Source organism: Rhodanobacter geophilus (genome assembly GCF_040812275.1).
GTDB classification, from domain to species: Bacteria; Pseudomonadota; Gammaproteobacteria; order Xanthomonadales; family Rhodanobacteraceae; genus Rhodanobacter_A; species Rhodanobacter_A geophilus.
In genome coordinates, this window is record NZ_JBFOHL010000005.1 from 149,094 (window position 1) to 168,184 (window position 19,091).

The window sequence follows — 19,091 nt, forward strand, 5'->3', positions numbered from 1 at the left end:
ATGCAGCAGGTCCGGCGCCGGCAGGGGTCGGAAACTCCAGGGTGGCAGGTTTGGACCCGGCCCCGCCCACGGTGGCGGGGCCGGTCCGGCGAAGTAGACGGGTGAGGTGAACATGAGCACTACAGGGGGCGTCGGCAAGGAGCGTGGGAATACCGCACTCATTGTCCTGTTGCTGGTCGCGATCGGCTTTGCGGCACTGGATTTCTGGCAGCTCAACGTGAAGAACGGCGAGGACCGCCAGGCCGTCGCGCTGACCACCCAGATCCAGGTGCTGTCGCAGCAGACCGCGAAATTCGCGCTGGAGTCGTCCGACGGCAACGCCGATTCGTTCAAGGAGCTGGAAAGCACCCGCAACGCGATCGATTCGGCCGTGCGTCGCCTGGACAAGGGCGATCCGGCCACCGGCATGCACGCCTATGCCGACAACAACGCCTCGCAGGTCGGTCGCGCCGCCAGTGCGCTGGACGGCGCCTGGAAGCAGCTGGACGACGACATTGGCAAGATCATCTCGAACAAGGCCGTGGTGCTCGATTCGGGCCAGCGCGCGGCTGCCGTGTCGCAGCAGATGCCGCTGCTCAACTCCAGCATGGACCAGGTGGTCAACATCCTGCAGCAGCGCAACGGCAGCGCCGAACAGATGCTGGGCACCTCGCGCCAGATGCTGTCGGCCGACCGCATCATCCGCCGCGTGCAGGAAGTGCTGCAGGGCGGCGACAACGCCCAGGCCGCGGCCGACGGCCTGCAGCGCGACGCCCAGCTGTATGGCGCCGTGCTGCAGGGCCTGAATCAGGGCAACCCGGGCAGCGGCGTCAAGCCGATCGGCGACGCCAACGCGCGCAAGATCCTCACCGGCATGCAGGACAGCTGGAACCAGCTGGCCGATCCGCTGGCCAAACTGGTGGCCGCCTCCGGCAACCTCGCCGCGGTGAAGCAGGCCGGCAACAAGGCCTCGCTGGATTCGCAGTCGGTGCTGTTGCGTGCGAACGACCTCGCCGAGCAGGTCGGCAAGCTGCCGCTGCGCCGCCTGTTCCCGAACGTGTGGTGGGGCCTGCTGGCCGCGATCGGCGCGGTGGCGTTCGCCCTGCTGCTGGTGGTCAGCCTGGTGCGCGACCAGCGCCGCCGATTCGCCGAGTCCACCTCGCTCAACCAGCGCAACCAGGAGGCGATCATGCGCCTGCTGGACGAGATGGGCGCGCTGGCCGAAGGCGACCTGACGGTGAAGACCACGGTGACCGAGGAGATCACCGGCGCGATCGCCGACTCGGTGAACTACGCCATCGACGAGCTGCGTACCCTGGTGACCACGATCAACGAGACCTCCGAGCAGGTGTCCTCGTCGGCGCAGGAAACCCAGACCACCGCCCGCCACCTGGCCGACGCGGCCGAACAGCAGGCGCAGCAGATCAGCACCGCGACCAGCGCGATCAACGAGATCGCCAGCTCGATGGACCACGTGTCGAAGAACTCCGCCGAGTCCGCCGACGTGGCCGAGCGCTCGGTGCAGATCGCCTCGCACGGCGCCGAGGTGGTGCGCGAGACGATCTCCGGCATGGACTCGATCCGCGACCAGATCCAGGAAACGTCGAAGCGCATCAAGCGGCTGGGCGAATCCTCGCAGGAGATCGGCTCGATCGTGGAACTGATCAACGACATCGCCGAGCAGACCAACATCCTGGCCTTGAACGCGGCGATCCAGGCGGCTTCGGCCGGCGAGGCGGGCCGCGGTTTCGCGGTGGTGGCGGACGAAGTGCAGCGACTGGCGGAACGCTCCACCAGCGCCACGAAGCGAATCGAGACCCTGGTGCAGACGATTCAGTCCGATACGAACGAGGCGGTGAACTCGATGGAGCAGACCACCGCCGAGGTGGTGGCCGGTGCCCGCAAGGCGGAGGACGCCGGCAGCGCACTGGGCGACATCGAGCGCGTGTCGCACGACCTGTCCGCGCTGATTCAGAACATCTCCAGCGCGGCGCGCCAGCAGTCGGCGGCGGCGACGGACATCTCGCAATCGATGAACGCGATCCGGGAAATCACCTCGCAGACCTCGCAGGGCGCCAGCCGTACCGCCGACTCGATCGGTACCCTGGCGCAGCTGGCCAGCGACCTGCGGCGTTCGGTGGCGCACTTCAAGCTGCCGGGCTAATGGCGATCCACATGACAGGGGGCAGTCTCGATGGTGGCGTGACGGCACGTTGCGCGACCGCTGAGAGAGGCGCATGAGACTTCAAGACCACATTGATTTCACCACCTTGCAGTGGGTTCGCCCCGAGCTGGAGCAGACGCTGTCGGATGCCCGCGAGTCGCTGGAATCCTACGTCGACAATCCCGCCCGCGACGACACCATGCGTGCCTGCGCCAGCAGCCTGCACCAGGTGCAGGGCACGCTGCGGATGGTCGAACTGCCCGGCCCGGCGATGGTCGCGACAGAGATGGAAGCGCTCGCCATCGCGCTGCTGGAGGGCCACGTCGCGCAGCGCGAGGAAGCCTATGCCGTGCTGATGCGCGGCCTGATGCAGTTGCCCGATTATCTCGAACGCCTCGCCGGCGGCCATCGCGACGTGCCGGTGGTGCTGCTGCCGCTGCTGAACGACCTGCGCGCCAGCCGCGGCCAGGAGGCCTTGTCCGAAGCGGCGTTGTTCCGCCCCAACCTCGACGCATTCCTGCCCACCCAGGCGCCTGCCGCGATGAGCGAGGCGCAGGCCGCGGCGCGCCGCGGCGAGCTGGTCGAGCTGCGCCTGCAGTTCCAGCAGCACATGCTCGCCTGGTTCCGCGGCCAGTCGCAGGCGCAGCCACTGGCCGGCATGCGCAAGGCGCTGCTGGCGATCGCCGCGCGCTGCTTCCACGTGCACGGGCGCCGCCTGTGGTGGATCACCGCCGGGGTGGTGGAAGGACTCGAGCACGGCATGCTCGGCGCGCACGCCACCGAGCTGCGCCAGCTGATCGGCAAGGCGGACCGCCACATCCGCCAGCTGATCGAGCAGGGCGAGGACGGCCTGCGCGGCGGCGAGGCCGACGAGCTGTGCAACCGCCTGCTCTACATCGTGGCGCAGTCGCGCCAGCACAGCCCGCACATGGAGCTGTTGCGCCGTACCTATGCGCTGGACAACCTGCTGCCCGACGCCGACGAGCTGGAGCATGCCCGCGGCTCGATGGCCGGACACAACCGCGCCCTGCTCGATTCGGTGGCCAAGGCGCTGAAGGACGACCTGCTGCGCGTCAAGGAAGCGCTCGACCTGTTCCAGCGCCAGCCCGGCGCCGATCCGGCCTCGCTGGCACCGCAGTGCGAGCTGCTGGGCCGCGTGGGCGACACCCTGGGCATGCTGGCGCTGGCCGTGCCGCGCCGGGTGATCGAGGAACAGCGACGCGTGCTCGACGAGATCGTCAGCCGGATGCGCGCCGCCGACGAGGACACGCTGCTCGATGTGGCCGGCGCGCTGCTGTACGTCGAAGCCTCGCTGGACGACCACATCGAAAGCCTCGGCGCAGGCGAGGAACCGCATGACGCGACGGCGCCCGGCCTGCCGCGCAGCGAGGCGCAGGGCATCCTCAACACGGTGATGCAGGAGGCGATCCGCAACACGGAGCAGGTGAAGGAGGCGATCGTCACCTTCGTCGAGTCCGGCTGGGAGCACAGCGGGCTGACCGCCGTGCCGGCCCAGATGAGCGAAGTCGCCGGCGCCGCGCGCATGCTGTCCGCCGAGCGCCCGGCCGAGCTGGCCGAAGGCATCGGCCGCTTCGTCCACAACGAACTGCTGGTCGACCGCCGCGTGCCGAGCAGCACGCAGATGGATCATCTGGCCGATGCACTGGCCGCGCTGGAGTACTACCTGGAGGCGGCGCGCGAGCACCGCGGCGGCCTGGCGCACATCATCGACGTGGCCGAGCACAGCCTCGGCCAGCTCGGCTACTGGCCGTTGCCGGACGAACGGTCGCTGCCCGTGGCGCCCGGCGAGGCGCCAGCGCAGGGTACCCAGGATCGCGGCGACGAAACGTTGTCCGAATCGGTCAGCCTGTATCCCGGCAGCGACGCCAGCCACCTGTTCGTCGCACCGGAAGCGCCGCGCGAGACGCCGGCGCACGACGTCGATGGCCTGCGCTACGCGCAGACCGAACCCACCGCGCCGCCGTTTGCCGCCGATGCGGCCGGCGACGACGCCGACTGGGTCGAGGTCGAGGAGGAGATCGAGGAGCAGGTGCCGGCGCACGACGCGCTGGCCGGTGCATTCCGCTTCGACCACCATGCCGAGGGCATCGACGACGACATCCGCGAGATCTTCCTGGAGGAGATGCAGGAGGAGATCGACAACCTGCGCGGCACCGAAGAAGCGTGGCTGGCCGACCCGGCCCGCCTCGATGCGCTGACCCCGATCCGCCGTTCCTTCCACACGCTCAAGGGTTCCGGCCGGCTGGTCGGCATCCCCGCGCTGGGCGAGTTCGCCTGGAAGGTGGAGGACATGCTCAACCGCGTGCTCGACCACACGATCGAGCCGCGCGAGGGCGTGCAGACGCTGGTGCGTCATGCGATCGACGCGCTGCCGCAGCTGCTGGCCTCGCTGAAGGGCGAAGGTGCGCCGCATGCGCCGGTCGAGGCGATCATGCAGACCGCCAGCCGGCTTGCCGCCGGCGATGCGTCCGCGCGGATCGAGGATCATGCGCCGGTCGCGCTGGAAACCGTGCGCCGCACCGTGCGCCGCCGCGTGCCACGGTTCGACGACGCGGCCGCCGCGATCCCGTCCGCCGGCATCACCGACGCCCACAGCATCGCCGCGCCGGAACCGGCCGAACCGCCGGTGTCGCTGGCCATCTCGCCGCTGCCGCCGGTCGATCCGGTGCTGCTGGAGATCCTGCGCAGCGAGGTCGCGCAATATCTGCAGGCCATCCGCACGGCGATCCAGCGCAACAGCGGCGAACTGCCGGTGAGCGAGGATCTGCTGCGCGCCGTGCATACGCTGCACGGCGCGATCGCGATGGTCGAGATCCCGCTGCTCACCCAGCTGCTGTCGCCGCTGGAGAGCCTGCTCAAGCGCCTGCGCCACGCCGGGCTGCCGCTGCCGGTGGAGGGCGTGCGCCTGCTCGACCGCTCGGCCGACGTGGTCGACCACACGATGGCCCAGTTCGACGTGGCCGTGCCGCAACTGCCCAGCGTCGACCTGCTGACCACGCAGTTGATCGAGCTGCGTGACCGTTACCCGGAGTCGCAGGTGGCGCACGTCGCCGCCGAGCCGCATGCGGAAGCTCCAGCCGAGACGGCGCAGCCTGCGGCCGAATCCGCGGAACAGGCCGTCGACGCGACGCTGTCGGCATCCGCCGCGGACGACCACGCCGCAGACACGGAGCATCTGGCACTGCCGGAGGATGGCGCGCACGACGACTACGCCAGCGAACTGATGGCCGCGCTCGGCGCATTCGAGCCGGTTGCATCGGCCGAGGCCGAACGCGAGGCCGCCGAACGTGCCGAGGCCGAGCGCCAAGCCGCCGAGGCCGCCGAACAGGAAGCGGCCGAGCGTGCCGCCGCCACGCGGGCGGCGCAGGAGCAGGCCGAAAAGGAACGTATCGAACAGGAACGCATCGAGCAGGAACGCATCGAGCAGGAACGCGCCGAGCAGGAACGCGCCGAGCAGGCACGGCTGGCACAGGAACGCGCCGCCCGCGAAGCGGCCGAGGCACAGATGCGTGCGGCCGCGGAAAAAGCGGCGGCCGAGCAGCGCGCCGCGGAAGCCGCCGCAGCGGAGCGGGCCCGGCAGGCTGCGGAACGCGAGGCCGAAGCCGCGCCCGTCGCCGACGCAGTGGTTGCGGACGCGGCCCTGCCGATCGATGCCGACCTGATCGAGGTCTTCGTCGAGGAGGCGCGCGAGATCCTCGACCACGCCGACGGCGTGCTGGCGCAGTGGCATGCCGAGCCGACCGCGACGACCGTCCATCTGCCCGAGCTGCAGCGCGACCTGCACACGCTCAAGGGTGGCGCGCGCATCGCCGGGCTGATGTCCGTGGGCGACCTGGCGCATGCGATCGAGACACTGCTGGAAAAACCGGTGGCCGATGCCGCCCAGGCGATTCCGCTGATCGGCGTGCTGGAGACCAGCTTCGACCAGTTGCACACCATGGTGCAGCAGGTGGCGCAGGGCCAAGCGCCGGCCTATCCGCAGTCCGCGATCGACCATCTGCTGGCGTTGGCCGGCGAGCAGCGGTTCGCCGACGACGCGGCCCTGGCCGCCCGCGCGGCGCCGCCGCCCGCCCCCGTGGAGCAGCCGCTGCCCGAACTGCTGCAGGCGGAACAGGGCGTCGACGCGCCTTCGGCGCAGGAACAGATCCGCGTCCGCGCCGAACTGCTCGACAACCTGGTGAACCATGCCGGCGAGGTGGCGATCTACCGCTCGCGCCTGGAACAGCAGATATCCGGCTACCGTTTCAACCTGGTCGAACTGGACCAGACCGTGCAGCGTCTGCGCAGCCAGCTGCGCATGCTGGAAATCGAGACCGAGGCACAGATCATCGCGCGCTTCCAGCGCGAGCATCGCGAGGCGGGCAGCACCACCGTGTTCGATCCGCTGGAACTCGACCGTTTCTCGCAGCTGCAGCAGTACTCGCGCGCGCTGGCCGAGTCGGTGTCCGACCTGGTGTCGATCCAGAGCATGCTGGACGAATTGACCCGCCAGGCCGAGACGCTGCTGATCCAGCAGTCGCGCGTCAGCACCGAGTTGCAGGACGGCCTGCTGCGCACGCGCATGCTGCCGTTCGACACCATGGTGCCGAACCTGCGTCGCACGCTGCGCCAGGCCGCGCAGGAAGAAGGCAAGAGCGCGCAGTTGTACGTGGACGGTGCGCACGGCGAAATGGACCGCAACCTGCTCGACCGCATCAAGGCACCGTTCGAACACATGTTGCGCAACGCCGTGGCGCACGGCATCGAGTCGCCGGAGGAACGCCGCAAGGCCGGCAAGCCGGCCGAGGGCGCGGTGCGCATCCGCGTGACGCGCGAAGCCACCGAGGTGGTGGTGCGCGTCAGCGACGATGGCCGCGGCCTCGACCGCGAGGCCGTGCGCAAGCGCGCCGTGGAGCGCGGCCTGGTCCGTGCCGATGCGCGCCTGAGCGACGACCAGGTGCTCGCGTTGATCACCCAGCCGGGCTTCTCCACTGCCAGCACCGTGACCCAGCTGGCGGGCCGCGGCGTGGGCATGGACGTGGTGGCGAACGAGATCAAGCAGCTCGGCGGTTCGCTGGCGATCGAGTCGCAGCCGGGGCAGGGCACCATCTTCGTGCTGCGCCTGCCGTTCACCCTCGCGGTGACCCAGGCGATCCTGGTGCGCATCGGCGAGAGCACCTTCGCGATCCCGATGACCTCGGTGCAAGGCGTGGCGCGGATCAGTCCGGACGAACTGGCGGCGCGGCTGACCGAGCACGATCCGGTATTCGCCTACAGCGGCGAGCAGTACGGCATCCACGACCTGGCCGAACTGCTCGGCCTGCCGCCCGGCGGGGTACCGGAGGGCGAACAGCCGCCGCTGCTGCTTACCCGCGCGGGCGACCTGCGCGCGGCGATCCGCATCGACGCGGTGCTGGGTTCGCGCGAGATCGTGGTGAAGTCGGTCGGCCCGCAGGTGAGCTCGGTGCCCGGCGTGCTGGGCGCCACCATCATGGGCGACGGCTCGGTGCTGGTGATTCTCGACCTGGCGCCGCTGGTCCGCCACGGCATCGTGCGGCGCGAGCAGCGCCTGGCCGAAGGCCTCAGCGTGGCCGAGCTGCCGACGATCGAGGAGCAGCGCACGCGGCCGCTGGTGATGGTGGTGGACGATTCGATCACCATGCGCAAGGTCACCGGTCGCGTGCTGGAGCGCCACGAGTACGAGGTGGCCACCGCGAAGGACGGTGTCGACGCACTGGAAAAACTGCACGAGCGCGTGCCTGACCTGATGCTGCTGGACATCGAGATGCCGCGCATGGACGGCTACGAGCTGGCCATCCACATGAAGGCGGACCCGCGCCTGCGCAACGTGCCGATCATCATGATCACCTCCCGCACCGGCGAAAAGCACCGCCAGCGCGCGTTCGACATCGGCGTGGACCGCTACCTCGGCAAGCCGTACCAGGAAGCCGAACTGCTGACGCAGATCAGCGAGGTGCTGGAGCAGCACGCGATGGCGCTGCTGGCGCGGGAGCCGGACCATGGTTGAAGCGCGGCCAGCTGTGGCGCTGCTGTTCGACGACGCCGAGCTGGGCGGCCACCTGCGCCAGGTGTTGCAGGAGCATGGCGCAAACATCGTGCACGAAGGCACCGTCGCGAGCTTCGACGCCGCCTTGCAGCGTCGGCTCGATCCCGACGTGCTGGTGGTGAACCTGGACGACGAGGACGATGCGGCCTTCGATCGCCTGGTCGAGATGATCGACGGCGAGCGTCCGCGCCTGGTGTTCAACGACGCCCGCGCCAGCCGCGCGCTGGGCGGCTGGGACCGGGCGCGCTGGGCGCGCCACCTGGCGGTCAAGGTGCTGGCCAGCGGCGACGTGGATCCGCCGCGGCCGGCGGACGCGCTGGCGCTGGAGGCGGCACCGGCGGTCGCGGACCCGCTGGCCGGCGAGCCGGCCGTGGCGCCGCTGGTCGAGCCGGTCGCGGCGCTTTCGCCCGAACCGGCAAGCCACGAACCGGTGGAGCCGGACAGCCACGGCGAGGCGGCGCCGGTCGAGAGCGACGCTCTCGATGGCGAGCACGTGGCGCAGAGCCGTGCCACCTCGGACGACCTGGAAGCGGAACTGGCCGCGTTGCTCGCCGCCGACGATCCGCTGCCGGAAGAGGATGCCGTGCCGGCCGCTCCGCGCCAGGAGCTGCCGCTGCACGACGGCGATTTCAGCCTCGCGATGCCCGCCGACGTGCAGCCCGCGGCGCCCGTCGAGGCCGCTCCGCCCGTGTTGCCGAAGGCGCCGGCGGCGCCCGACAGCTGGTCGCTGGTCGACGACGATGCCCTCGTGTCCGTCGATGCGGTGCATGCCGAAGCCGACGACTTCGGCATCGAGAAGCTGAGCGCCGCCGATTTCCTCGCGCCGGACGTCGAGCCGGCGGCACCGGAGTTCCAGCCGACGATGAGCCTGGAACTGATGTCGATGGAGGAGGCCGTGGCGCCGCAGGCCTGGGAGCCGAACGAGATGCTGCTGGACGATCTCGGCAGCGTGCCCAGCCGCGTGGTGTTGCTGGGCGCCGCCGTCGATGGCCTGGATGCGGTGTGCGATTTCCTGGCGAGCCTGCCCGCCAGTTCGCGGCTGACGATCCTGCTCACCCAGCACTTCGGCGGACAACCGGCCGATGCGGTGCTGCAGCGGCTGTCGGCCCACGCCAGCCTGCCGGTGCGGCTGGCCGCGCACGGCAGCCGCGCGCGCAGCGGCGAAGTGCTGCTGGTGCCGGCCGAGGGGTTGGTGCAGATGCGCCGCGACGGCAGCGTCGAGGTGCGCAACGCCGACGGCGTGCAGGAGCCGTCGATCGATGCCAGCTTCACCATGGCGGCGAACGTGTTCGGGCGCGACGCGCTCGGCATCGTGTTCGCCGGCCGCTCCACCGACGCGGTGGCCGGCGCGCAGGCGATCCACGACCGCGGCGGCCAGGTGTGGGTGGAAACTTCCGACGGCGAGCACTTCGCCGACATGGTCAGCGGCATCTTCGCCGAACGGCTGGTGAGTTATTCCGGGACGTTGCATGAATTGGCAGCGCACCTGATCGAGGTCTATCCATGAGCGACGTGTTGCCCCGCGAAATCCGCTGCGTACTGGTGCCGGCCGGCAGCCTGCGCATGCTGCTGCCCAATGCCACCGTGGCGGAAGTGATCACCCAGCCCGCCCACGAGACGGTGGACGGCGCGCCCGACTGGCTGGTCGGCCGCATCACCTGGCGTGGCTGGCGCGTGCCGCTGGTGTCGTTCGCGCGACTGGCCGGCGCCGGCGAGGGTGATGCCGAGCTGACCGTGCGCGTGGCCGTGCTGAAGGCGCTGGGCGGCCACCCGAAGCTGCCTTTCATCGCCCTGCTCACGCAGGGCTTTCCGCGCCTGACCACGCTGAACGCCGAGCTGATCATTCCCACCCACGACGGCAACGAGCTGTCGCCCGGCGTGCGCGCCCAGGTGCTGGTGCGCGACGACGTGGCGGTGATCCCCGACCTGGAAGGCATCGAGGGTGAACTGGTGCGCCTGCTGGGTCTGGACGCGGAAGCCGAGCTGGACGGCGCGGCGTGAGGGAACCTCGGCCAGCGCGTTCCGGCGCGGCGCTGTTCCTGCTGGCGGGCGTGATGTTCCTGATTGCCGCGGCGGTGGGCAGGCAACCTGCCTTCTACGGCGTTGCCGTGGCATTCGCCGGCGTCGCCGTCGGCTTCTGGTCCCGTGGGCGCGGCTAGCGGAAGTAACCGGCGCTTTCCTTTCGGTCAGAAATCCCCGTGCAGCGCCTGCAGCGCGGCCAGTGCGGCCAGCCCGGCGGTTTCGGTGCGCAGGATGCGGGGCCCCAGGCGCAGGCCGGTGAAGCCGGCTTCGCCCAGTGCCGCGACGTCGCGTTCGCCCAGCCCGCCTTCCGGACCCACAACGAGCAGGACGCCGGCATCGCCGGGACGCAGTTCCCGTGCCGAGGATTCCGCCTCGGGCAGCAGGGCCAGCCGCAATGCGCCGTCGTCGGCCAGCGCCGCCAGCCAGGCCGGCAGCAGCAGGGCGGGAAGGATCTCGGGCAGGCAGGCGCGGCCGCATTGTTCGCAGGCGCTGGCCGCCACCGCGCGCCAATGCGCCAGGCGTTTCTCCGCGCGGGCGGCATCCAGCTTCACCTCCGCGCGCTCGGTGAGCAGCGGCACGATGCGCGCGACGCCCAGCTCGGTGGCCTTCTGCACGATCAGGTCCATCTTCTCGCCGCGCGCCACGCCTTGCGCCAGGGTCAGCCGCAGCGGGGATTCGCGGCCCACGACTTGCCGATCCAGCACCTGCACCTGCACCTCGCGCTTGCCGGCGGCGAGGATCGTGGCGGCGTAGTCGGCGCCGTCACCGTTGAACAGGGTCAGCGGGTCGCCCGCCACGAGGCGCAGCACGCGCGCCACGTGCTCGCCGGCCTGGGCCGGCAGGGCCAGTTCGGCGCCGGTGGCAAGCGGCAGATCGACGTGGATGCGGATGGTGCGCATGCGGGAGATTCGCGGCAAAGCGCAAGCATAATCGAGCCGTTCCGCAAGCTGAATGCCGCCGCGCCGGCAGGCCGGCATCGCTTGCCTGCCACCCCGCGCCGGCGCAGGATGGCGAAGTCACCGAGCGGCTGGAGGTAACCGCCATGCTCAAGACAGCCATGCTTTCACTGGCGGCGGCGTTCGGCCTCGGTATGAGTGCCTTCGCGACCGCGCAGGCGTTGCAGCCTTCCCGATACGCGCCGCATCTCGCGCCGGCGCCTGCGGCCCCATCCCGGCCGGCGAACCAGCGGCATCAGGTGATCAAGCCGGGAGACCGCGACTGCATCCGCGACACCGGCAGCCTGATTCCGGCGAAGCCGGGCCAGTGCCTGCAGGGCGCATTCGGGCGGAGCTACAGCGCCAAGGAGCTGCGCGACACCGGCCAGCCGAAGGTGGGGGACGCGCTGCGCATGCTGGATCCGGCGATCCACTGATCGCGATCGCCGAGTCGTCGGGCGGCTCAGTCCGCCACGGCGCGCTCGATGCCTGCCACCGCCACCTCGACCAGATGGTCGATCTCCGCCTCGCTCACCACGTAGGGCGGCATGAAGTAGACCACGTTGCCCAGCGGGCGCAGCAGCGCCTCGTGCTGCAGGCCATGCAGGTACACGCGCAGGCCGCGGCGATCCCCGGCGGGGAAGGGGTGGCGCGTGGCCTTGTCCGCCACCAGTTCCACCGCGGCAATCATGCCGGTCTGGCGCACCTCGGCCACGTGCGGGTGTTCGCGCAGCGGTTGCAGCCGGCGCGCGAGGTGGGCGGCCAGCATGCGGTTGCGTTCCAGCACCGGCTCGTCGCGGAAGATCGCCAGCGTGGCCAGCGCCGCGCTGCAGGCCAGCGGGTTGCCGGTGTAGCTGTGCGAATGCAGGAAGGCCTTGCCGGCGCTGTATTCGGCGTAGAACGCCTCGTACACGTGCTGCGTGGTGAGCACGGCCGACAACGGCAGGGTGCCGCCGGTGAGCCCCTTGGACAGGCACATGAAGTCGGGCGACACCTTCGCCTGCTCGCATGCGAACAACGTGCCGGTGCGGCCGAAGCCCACCGCGATCTCGTCGGCGATGAAGTGCACCGCGAATTCATCGCACAGCCGGCGCAGGCCGGCGAGGTAGTCGGGGTGGTACATGCGCATGCCGCCGGCGCATTGCACCAGCGGTTCCACGATCACCGCGCAGGTCTCGTGCGCATGGCGTTCCAGCAGCGCGCGCAGGTCGCCGAGACGGCGCACGGCGACCTGTGCCGGCGCTTCGCCCGGTTCGCCTTCGTACGCGTCCGGCGAGGGCGCGAGGATCGGCGTCAGCAGCAGCGGCGCGTAGGTCTTGCGGTACAGCGCCACGTCGCTCACCGACAGCGCGCCCAGCGTCTCGCCGTGGTAGCTGCCGGTGAGCGCGATGAAGCGGGTCTTCTCGCCATGGCCCTGGTTCAGCCAGTAGTGGAAGCTCATCTTCAGCGCCACCTCGATCGCCGCCGAGCCGTTGTCGGCGAAGAACACCTTGTCCAGCCCGGCAGGCGTGACGCGCACCAGTTCCTCGGCCAGTTCGATCGCGGGCGGATGGGTGAAGCCGGCGAAGATCACGTGCTCCAGCGTCTTCGCCTGCTCGGCCAGTGCGGCGGCGATGCGCGGGTTGGCGTGGCCGAACAGGTTGGTCCACCACGAGCTGATGCCGTCGAGATAGCGGCGGCCCTCGGCGTCGATCAGCCACGCGCCCTCGCCGCGCACGATGGGCAGCATCGGGATCGTTTCGTGGTCGTGCATCTGGGTGCAGGGGTGCCAGATGTGCTTCAGGTCGCGCGCGGCGAGCGCGGCGTTGCGGTCGGCGGGGTTCGTCATCCGGTTATGATCGACTTGCGTTGACGCGCGCTCAAGTGCGCGCGCGAAATTTCCGGAATCGCCGTTTGAAGATCCTCAGGAAAATCCTCGCGGCCGTGGCCGTGTTGCTGCTGGCCGCCGCGCTCCTGCTGTGGTGGCTGCCCGCGCGCTGGGCGATGCCGTTGTTGCAGCCACAGTTGCACGGCCTGCGCCTGCAAGAGCTGGGCGGCACCGTGTGGAATGGCAGCGCGGGCCAGGTGCTGTCGTCGGCCGGTCGCGGGCTGGGTCACGTGCAATGGCAGTTGTCGCATCGCGCGCTGTTCGGGCGAGCCGAATTGCAGATCGATTTCGAGGGGCCGCAATTCGGCCTGCGCGGGCACATGCAGCAGTTGCCGGCGAGCCAGTCGGCATGGAGCGACCTGCAGGCACATGTGGACCTCGCGGCACTGGCTGACCTGCGCCTGCCGCTGGGCCAGCCGCGCGGCGAGCTTGCGTTGAACGCGCGGCATGCCTTGCTGCAGGGCGGCTGGCCGCTGGAGCTGCAGGCCGACTGGCAATGGCGGCAGGCCGCCCTGCATATGAAGAACGATGATGTGGCGCTGGGCGATCTTCATGGCACGCTCGCTGCGCAGGGCGGCGTGATCCATGCAGAATGGCAGGATGACGGCCAGGGCCCGCTGCGCACCACCGGCAAGCTGGACCTGAGCCTGCTGGGCTGGCGGCTCGGAGCCGAATTGCAGTCGCGGCAAAACGATCCGGCGTTGCAACGCTGGATCGCCACGCTGGGCCGGCCCGCCGCCGACGGCACCCTCCACATCGCACGCAGCGGCGGCATGGCCGCCGCCATCACGGGGAAGACCGCACGATGAACGCCGAAACCGCCGCGCAGGCCCTGGCGGCCGCCCGCGAAGCCGCCGCCGCCGCCGCCGAGGTGATCCTGCATTACTGGAAGCGTGGCGTGGACGTGGAGATCAAGGGCGACGCCACGCCGGTGACGGTGGCCGATCGCGAGGCCGAGCAGGCGATCCGCAAAGTGCTGCGCGCGGCGCTGCCGGAGGCGGCGATCTATGGCGAGGAGTTCGGCCTCGACGGCGCGCGCGACGGCCTGCTGTGGCTGGTCGATCCGCTGGACGGCACCAAGAGCTTCGTGCGGCGCACGCCGTTCTTCTCCACCCAGATCGCGCTGATGGACCGCGGCGAACTGGTGCTGGGCGTGTCCAGCGCGCCGGTCTACGGCGAGACGATGTGGGCCAGCGCGGGCGACGGCGCCTGGTTCGAGGGCGAGCGCGTGCGCGTGGCCGACACCACGGATTTTTCGCAGGCGTCGATCTCCACCGGCAACGTCAAGACGCTCACCGGCGATGCGCGCTGGGCCGCGCTGGGCGCGATGATCCGCGACTCCAACCGCATCCGTGGCTACGGCGATTTCTGCCACTACCACCTGCTGGCGCGCGGTGCGCTGGACCTGGTGGTCGAGTCCGACGTGAACATCCTCGACGTCGCCGCACTGGCGGTGATCGTGTGCGAGGCCGGCGGCGTGTTCACCGATCTGGACGGCCAGACGCCCACGCTGGAAACGCGCAGCGTGCTGGCCGGCACGCCGGCGATCCATGCCGAGGCCCTGCGGCGCCTGAGCCGCTGAAGCTACAATCGACCGATGCCCAAGCCGCCCATCATCCACGCCACGCGCGATGTCGCCGACAGCCGCTTCCTGCGTCTCGAACAGGTCGATCTGGAGTTCTCCAACGGCGAGCGCCGCACCTACGAGCGCATGAAGCCCGGCGGCCTGGGCGCGGTCATCATCGTGCCGATGCTGGATGCGGAAACCGTGCTGCTGGTGCGCGAGTACGGCGTGGGCCTGGAGCGTTACGAACTGGGCCTGCCCAAGGGGCGGCTCGATCCCGGCGAAACGGTGGAAGAGGGCGCCAACCGCGAACTGAAGGAAGAGGTGGGCTATGGCGCCCGCCGCCTCACGCCGCTGCACGCGCTCTCGCTGTCGCCGTCCTACATGACCCACATGGCGCACGCGGTGCTGGCGCAGGATCTCTACCCGCAGCGCCTGGAAGGCGACGAGCCCGAGCCGCTGGAAGTGGTGCCGTGGAAGCTGGCCGAACTGCACACCCTGGTGGCGCGCGACGACGTCACCGAGGGCCGTTCCATCGCCGCGCTGTTCATGGCGCGCGAATACCTCGCCGGAAGGATGCAACTGAAGTGAGCGCACCGTTCCAGCATTCCCTGCTGCTCGATATCGCCACGCTGGCACGTCGCGCGGGCGAAGCGATTCTCGAGGTCTACCGGCAGGACTTCGACGTCGAGCTGAAGGACGATCGTTCCCCGCTCACCGCCGCCGACCTGGCCGCGCAGAAGGTGATCGCCGAGGGCCTGGCGCGCATCGGGCCCGTGTTGCCCCTGGTGTCCGAGGAAGCCAGCCAGGCGTCGTGGGAGCAGCGCCGCGCGTGGACGCGGCACTGGCTGGTCGATCCGCTGGATGGCACGCGCGAGTTCGTGAAGCGCAACGGCGAGTTCACCGTCAACATCGCCCTGGTCGACCACCACGAACCCGTGCTGGGCGTGGTGCTGGCGCCGGTCACCGGCGACCTGTACGCCGCTGCGCGCGGCATCGGCGCGTGGTGGCAGGCGGCAGAAGGCGGCGACTGGGAGCGCGTCAGCACCCGCACGCTGGCGCGGCCGGCCACCGCCGCCGGCAGCCGTTCGCACGGCGGCTCGCAGGAGGAGGCCCTGCGCCGCCTGGTCGGCGACGACTACAGCCTGCAGCCGCTGGGCTCCTCGCTGAAGTTCTGCCTGCTCGCGCGCGGCGGCGCGGACGTCTACCTGCGCCGCGGCCCCACCAGCGAGTGGGACACCGCCGCCGCGCAATGCGTGCTGGAGGAGGCCGGCGGCGCCGTGCTCGACCTGCACGGCCAGCCGCTGCGCTACGACCGCGGCGAGTCGCTGCTCAACCCCGAGTTCATCGCGGTGGGCGACGCCAGCCTCGACTGGCCCGCCAAGCTGCGCGACGCCGGCCTGCAATGAGCGCGGCCGCGCGCCACAGCCTCGACGACCTGCTGGCGATCATGGCCCGGTTGCGCGATCCCGAGCGCGGCTGCCCGTGGGACGTGCAGCAGGACTTCGCCAGCATCGCGCCCTACACCATCGAGGAAGCCTACGAGGTGGCCGACGCGATCGACCGTGGCGACTTCGACGACCTGCGCGAGGAACTGGGCGACCTGCTGCTGCAGGTGGTGTTCCACGCGCAGATGGCGGCCGAGCAGGGACGCTTCGATTTCGCCGACGTGGCGCATGCGATCAGCGCCAAGATGATCCGCCGCCACCCGCACGTGTTCGGCGAGGTGCAATACGCGGACCTCGACACGCAGAAGCAGGCCTGGGAGGAACTCAAGGCCGCCGAGCGCGCCACCAAAGGCGAGGCACATGACGCCAGTGCGCTGGCCGGCATCTCGCACGGCCTGCCGGAGTGGAAGCGCGCGACCAGGCTGCAGCAGCGCGCTGCCGCCGTGGGCTTCGACTGGCCGGACCACCGGCCGGTGCTGGACAAGCTGGCCGAGGAGATGGCCGAGGTGCGCGCCGAATTCGAGGCGGGCGCCGATCCGGCGCGGCTGGAGGACGAGATCGGCGACGTGCTGTTCGTGGTGGCGAACCTCGCCCGTCACGCCGGCGTGGACTTCTCGCGTGCGCTGCGCCACGCCAACGCGAAGTTCGAGCGGCGTTTCCGCCGCATGGAACAGCTGGCCGCCGACGCCGGCAGCACGCTCTCCGCCCATGACCTGCCTGCGCAGGAAGATCTGTGGCGGCGCGCCAAGCAGGACGAGTGCTAAACCTCTGCGGTCATCCCTGATCGCGAAGGTCAAACGGGCGGCCATCCATGGCCGCACTCTTCACGAGCTTGCAACCTTTTGCCCGTGAGCCGCATCAGAACCGGTCGACACCCACCCGAGGAGTTCCGTCATGCGCCGTATCGCCCTTGCCTTGCTGCTGCTCGCCCCGCTCGCCGCCTTCGCCGCCGACGGATGCAAATACCAGGCGCCGCGCAACCTGCAGGTCGATCTTGCCGGCGTGCACGGCGTGCAGATCGACGTCAACAGCTACGACCTGCACGTGAACGGCGCGCCGGGCGCGAGGCAGCTGGTGGTGACCGGCCGCGCCTGCGCCTCCGACCAGTCGCTGCTGGACAAACTGCAGATCACCCAGCGCCGCGAGGGCGACCAGCTCATCATCGAACTGGGCGGGCAGAACACGTTCTCGTTCCACCTGTTCGGCAGCTTCTCCACAAACATCGAGGCCAACGTGCAACTGCCGCCGGAATTGCCGGTGACGGTGCGCGTGGGTTCCGGCGACGCCACCGTGGCCGGCCTGCAGCAGCTGCGCACCATGGTGGGGTCGGGTGACCTGCACGTCAGCAACATCAGCGGCGCCTTCAGCACCAGCGTGGGCTCGGGCGATGTCGACGCCAGCGGCGTCGGCAGCCTGCAGGCCGGCTCGGTGGGCTCGGGCGACCTCAAGGCGCGCGACGTGAAGGGCGACGCGAAGGTCGGCAGCATCGGCTCCGGCGACGTGACCCTGCGCGGCGTCGGCGGCAGCGTGCACGTGGACACGCTGGGTTCGGGCGACCTGGGCGCGCACGACGTGGGCGGCGACCTCAGCCTCGGCGCCAAGGGCAGCGGCGACGTCAACCACAGCGGCGTGAAGGGCAAGGTCAGCGTGCCGCGCGACGACGACTGACCTGCGCGGGCGGAATGGCGGAAAGGGCGGGGGCTACCCCAGCCACCGCCAAGCCAAGTACACCAGCGGCGCACACGCCAGCAGGAACGGCACCGACACGCGGTGGAACAGCCGCCAATCCTGCGGCTGCCTGGCCAGCCGCAGCGCGATCAGGTTCGCCAGCGAGCCGATCGCCAGGCCGAAACCGCCCACGTTCACCGCCACCGCGAGCGCAACGTTGTCGCGCGCGTGATCCAGCAGCAGCACCGTGGCCGGCACGTTGCTGATCAGCTGCGATGCCGCGATGCCGGCGGCATACAGCGCCAGCGGCCGGCCGAGCGCGAGCCGGTCGAGGCCGTGCTGCACCAGTGGCAGTTCGGCGAAATGGCCGAGGCCGAGGAAGATCGCGGCGAAGGTGGCGAGCAGCAGCCAGTCGAGGCGCGCCAGGCTATGCCGCGCCAGCAGCGCGAACGCCAGCACCAGCGAAAGGGCTGCGGTCACGGCGTGGCCGTGGTCCATCGCCAGCACCATCGCCACCAGCGCCACCACCGAACCCGCGGCCAGCGGGGCGGAAACCACGTGGCCATCCACTTGTGCAGGCGCAAGCGTCACCCGCCCCTTCGGCAGCCATGCCAGCGTGCACAGGGCCACCAGCGTGAACATCACCGCCGCCGCGGGCAGCATCGCCAGCGCGAAGCGCAGGAACGGCAGGCCCGAGTGCTGCCACAGCAGCAGGTTCTGCGGATTGCCGATCGGGCTCAGCGTGCTGCCCGCGTTCACCGCCAGCGCCTCCAGCACCGCCATGCGCGCCACCGGCAGGTTGGAGATGGCGCCGATCGCCAGGGTCAGCGGCACGATCAGGAACAGGCTCACGTCGTTGGTCAGCACCATCGCCAGCAGGGCGGTGGCGCCCACCAGCAACAGGCCCAGGCTGCGCAAGCCGTGCACGCGCGCCACCAGCGCACCGGCTGCGTGCTGCACCAGCCCGCTGTCGCGGATGCCCTGGATCGCCACCAGCAGGCCCAGCAGGCCGGCCAGCGTGGGAATCTGCAGCCAGCGCCGGTGGCTGGCCGCCGGCTGCGGGTCGAGCAGCGCCAGCACCACCGCGAGTGCGGCGAACAGAAGCAGCAGCCACTCGGATTTCAGCCTGGCCAGCCAGTTGCTGGTGGCAGGGTCCGACGTCACCTGCGGCCCTGCCTGTCGTTCCTGCCCCCGCCGATGCCCATGGCGACGCCGATGACGATACCCACGCCTATGCCCACCGCGAGGTTGTGCATCGCGACGCCAAGTGCGGCGCCGATGGCCACGCCGATGCTGATGCCGATGCCGAGCTTGCGCTGGCGTTCGGGGTCGGGTTTGCCGGATGGATTCTGGTCGGCCATGGCGTGTCCTGGTGAA

The 19,091-nt window shown here is 70.4% G+C and carries 15 protein-coding genes; 11 read left to right on the forward strand and 4 right to left on the reverse strand.

Annotation, left to right across the window (positions count from 1 at the left end):
- Nucleotides 1–112 precede the first annotated feature (112 nt).
- From ABQJ56_RS07350 to ABQJ56_RS07365, 4 genes are all read left to right on the forward strand, one after another.
- A complete protein-coding gene (locus ABQJ56_RS07350) occupies nt 113–2,143 on the forward strand; it encodes a methyl-accepting chemotaxis protein (RefSeq protein ID WP_367844352.1) in 2,031 nt (676 codons plus the stop codon).
- Between the two features lie 73 nt (nt 2,144–2,216).
- Nucleotides 2,217–8,171: an Hpt domain-containing protein gene (locus tag ABQJ56_RS07355; protein WP_367844353.1), complete on the forward strand. Its 5,955-nt coding sequence runs from the start codon at nt 2,217–2,219 to the stop codon at nt 8,169–8,171.
- Nucleotides 8,164–9,717: a chemotaxis protein CheB gene (locus tag ABQJ56_RS07360; RefSeq protein WP_367844354.1), complete on the forward strand. Its 1,554-nt coding sequence runs from the start codon at nt 8,164–8,166 to the stop codon at nt 9,715–9,717. The genes ABQJ56_RS07355 and ABQJ56_RS07360 overlap by 8 nt, the downstream gene beginning before the upstream one ends.
- Entirely contained in the window at nt 9,714–10,211 is a 498-nt protein-coding gene (locus tag ABQJ56_RS07365; RefSeq protein WP_367844355.1) for a chemotaxis protein CheW, read from the forward strand. The genes ABQJ56_RS07360 and ABQJ56_RS07365 overlap by 4 nt, the downstream gene beginning before the upstream one ends.
- Before the next feature lie 185 nt (nt 10,212–10,396).
- Here the strand turns inward: ABQJ56_RS07365 and ABQJ56_RS07370 are convergent, their stop codons facing one another.
- Nucleotides 10,397–11,131, reverse strand: a complete 735-nt coding sequence (locus tag ABQJ56_RS07370; RefSeq protein ID WP_367844356.1) for a 16S rRNA (uracil(1498)-N(3))-methyltransferase — start codon at nt 11,129–11,131, stop codon at nt 10,397–10,399.
- A gap of 143 nt (nt 11,132–11,274) precedes the next feature.
- On the opposite strand from ABQJ56_RS07370, the gene ABQJ56_RS07375 reads away from it, so the two are divergent.
- On the forward strand, nt 11,275–11,604 hold the full coding sequence (locus tag ABQJ56_RS07375; protein ID WP_367844357.1) for a hypothetical protein: 330 nt from the start codon (nt 11,275–11,277) through the stop codon (nt 11,602–11,604).
- A 26-nt stretch (nt 11,605–11,630) separates the two neighbouring features.
- Here the strand turns inward: ABQJ56_RS07375 and ABQJ56_RS07380 are convergent, their stop codons facing one another.
- Nucleotides 11,631–12,995, reverse strand: a complete 1,365-nt coding sequence (locus ABQJ56_RS07380; protein WP_367844358.1) for an adenosylmethionine--8-amino-7-oxononanoate transaminase — start codon at nt 12,993–12,995, stop codon at nt 11,631–11,633.
- A gap of 65 nt (nt 12,996–13,060) precedes the next feature.
- Here ABQJ56_RS07380 and ABQJ56_RS07385 point away from each other — a divergent pair, with 65 nt between their 5' ends.
- The 6 genes from ABQJ56_RS07385 (at nt 13,061) to ABQJ56_RS07410 (ending at nt 17,714) form a co-directional block, all read left to right on the forward strand.
- Nucleotides 13,061–13,843 (forward strand): type II secretion system protein N, encoded by a 783-nt coding sequence (locus tag ABQJ56_RS07385; RefSeq protein ID WP_367844359.1) that lies wholly within the window; start codon nt 13,061–13,063, stop codon nt 13,841–13,843.
- Nucleotides 13,840–14,616 carry an inositol monophosphatase family protein gene (locus ABQJ56_RS07390; protein ID WP_367844360.1) on the forward strand — a complete coding sequence of 259 codons (777 nt, stop codon included), beginning with the start codon at nt 13,840–13,842 and terminating at the stop codon, nt 14,614–14,616. Before ABQJ56_RS07385 ends, ABQJ56_RS07390 begins: the two co-directional genes overlap by 4 nt.
- A gap of 15 nt (nt 14,617–14,631) precedes the next feature.
- Complete coding sequence (nudE, locus tag ABQJ56_RS07395) at nt 14,632–15,189, forward strand: ADP compounds hydrolase NudE (RefSeq protein WP_367844361.1); 558 nt, start codon at nt 14,632–14,634, stop codon at nt 15,187–15,189.
- Nucleotides 15,186–16,007: a 3'(2'),5'-bisphosphate nucleotidase CysQ gene (gene cysQ / locus ABQJ56_RS07400; RefSeq protein WP_367844362.1), complete on the forward strand. Its 822-nt coding sequence runs from the start codon at nt 15,186–15,188 to the stop codon at nt 16,005–16,007. The genes nudE and cysQ overlap by 4 nt, the downstream gene beginning before the upstream one ends.
- The gene (mazG, locus tag ABQJ56_RS07405) at nt 16,004–16,810 is read left to right on the forward strand and encodes a nucleoside triphosphate pyrophosphohydrolase (RefSeq protein WP_367844363.1); all 807 of its coding nucleotides are present in this window, start codon (nt 16,004–16,006) and stop codon (nt 16,808–16,810) included. Before cysQ ends, mazG begins: the two co-directional genes overlap by 4 nt.
- A 130-nt stretch (nt 16,811–16,940) precedes the next feature.
- Nucleotides 16,941–17,714 (forward strand): DUF4097 family beta strand repeat-containing protein, encoded by a 774-nt coding sequence (locus tag ABQJ56_RS07410; RefSeq protein ID WP_367844364.1) that lies wholly within the window; start codon nt 16,941–16,943, stop codon nt 17,712–17,714.
- A gap of 33 nt (nt 17,715–17,747) precedes the next feature.
- Here the strand turns inward: ABQJ56_RS07410 and ABQJ56_RS07415 are convergent, their stop codons facing one another.
- On the reverse strand, nt 17,748–18,878 hold the full coding sequence (locus tag ABQJ56_RS07415; protein ID WP_367844365.1) for an SLC13 family permease: 1,131 nt from the start codon (nt 18,876–18,878) through the stop codon (nt 17,748–17,750).
- Nucleotides 18,875–19,075 carry a glycine zipper domain-containing protein gene (locus ABQJ56_RS07420; RefSeq protein WP_367844366.1) on the reverse strand — a complete coding sequence of 67 codons (201 nt, stop codon included), beginning with the start codon at nt 19,073–19,075 and terminating at the stop codon, nt 18,875–18,877. The genes ABQJ56_RS07415 and ABQJ56_RS07420 overlap by 4 nt, the downstream gene beginning before the upstream one ends.
- Between the last annotated feature and the right edge of the window lie 16 nt (nt 19,076–19,091).

What these genes read in the sequence shown, in the direction of transcription:
- ABQJ56_RS07370 (WP_367844356.1), bottom strand. Translation starts at nt 11,131, where the DNA reads ATGCGCACCATCCGCATCCACGTCGATCTGCCGCTTGCCACCGGCGCC.
- ABQJ56_RS07420 (WP_367844366.1), bottom strand. Translation starts at nt 19,075, where the DNA reads ATGGCCGACCAGAATCCATCCGGCAAACCCGACCCCGAACGCCAGCGC.
- ABQJ56_RS07360 (WP_367844354.1), top strand. Translation starts at nt 8,164, where the DNA reads ATGGTTGAAGCGCGGCCAGCTGTGGCGCTGCTGTTCGACGACGCCGAG.
- ABQJ56_RS07375 (WP_367844357.1), top strand. Translation starts at nt 11,275, where the DNA reads ATGCTCAAGACAGCCATGCTTTCACTGGCGGCGGCGTTCGGCCTCGGT.
- ABQJ56_RS07410 (WP_367844364.1), top strand. Translation starts at nt 16,941, where the DNA reads ATGCGCCGTATCGCCCTTGCCTTGCTGCTGCTCGCCCCGCTCGCCGCC.
- ABQJ56_RS07365 (WP_367844355.1), top strand. Translation starts at nt 9,714, where the DNA reads ATGAGCGACGTGTTGCCCCGCGAAATCCGCTGCGTACTGGTGCCGGCC.
- ABQJ56_RS07380 (WP_367844358.1), bottom strand. Translation starts at nt 12,995, where the DNA reads ATGACGAACCCCGCCGACCGCAACGCCGCGCTCGCCGCGCGCGACCTG.
- mazG (WP_367844363.1), top strand. Translation starts at nt 16,004, where the DNA reads ATGAGCGCGGCCGCGCGCCACAGCCTCGACGACCTGCTGGCGATCATG.
- ABQJ56_RS07350 (WP_367844352.1), top strand. Translation starts at nt 113, where the DNA reads ATGAGCACTACAGGGGGCGTCGGCAAGGAGCGTGGGAATACCGCACTC.
- ABQJ56_RS07355 (WP_367844353.1), top strand. Translation starts at nt 2,217, where the DNA reads ATGAGACTTCAAGACCACATTGATTTCACCACCTTGCAGTGGGTTCGC.
- ABQJ56_RS07390 (WP_367844360.1), top strand. Translation starts at nt 13,840, where the DNA reads ATGAACGCCGAAACCGCCGCGCAGGCCCTGGCGGCCGCCCGCGAAGCC.
- nudE (WP_367844361.1), top strand. Translation starts at nt 14,632, where the DNA reads ATGCCCAAGCCGCCCATCATCCACGCCACGCGCGATGTCGCCGACAGC.